Annotated in this window: 1 pseudogene; it reads left to right on the top strand. The window is 69.4% G+C overall.

Going from position 1 to position 464, the window contains the following annotated elements:
• Window positions 1–464, top strand: a pseudogene (locus tag J1M43_RS16555) (hypothetical protein); the annotation flags it as partial.

Genomic DNA, 464 nt, shown 5'->3' on the forward strand with positions numbered 1-464 from the left:
GCCGGAGGTCGCAGCACAGTTGCAGAAACTCATCGATTCGCTGTTGAACCCGAAAGCCGAAGACAAAGGCAGCAGCAGTACCGTGCGGTTCCGACCCGCAGACGACAGCGGCGACGGCAGCCGCAGCGCCGACGATCGCGACGGCAGCCGCAGCGGCGACGATCGCGACGGCAGCAGCGCCGATAGCGACGGCAGCGGCGATGACGAGCCCAACGGCGGTCGCGGCAGCGGCGGGGAGACCGGCGGCGCCCGCGAGGGCAGCGGCGACGATCGCGACGGCGGCAGCGGCGATGACTGGTTCGATGCGAAGTACTCCAGCAGCGCCGAGTACGGTGCTGGCGAAGACGTCTCGGATCGTGTGGACGGGCTCCCCGAGCACAAGGCGAAATCGCCGCCGGTGGAGTTGGCGGACATGCGCACGCACGCGCAGAAACGTCACGACGCGTTCGCGACCGCCCTGATGG

The organism is Microbacterium sp. KRD172 (assembly GCF_017168295.1).
Taxonomy (GTDB): Bacteria; Actinomycetota; Actinomycetes; order Actinomycetales; family Microbacteriaceae; genus Microbacterium; species Microbacterium profundi.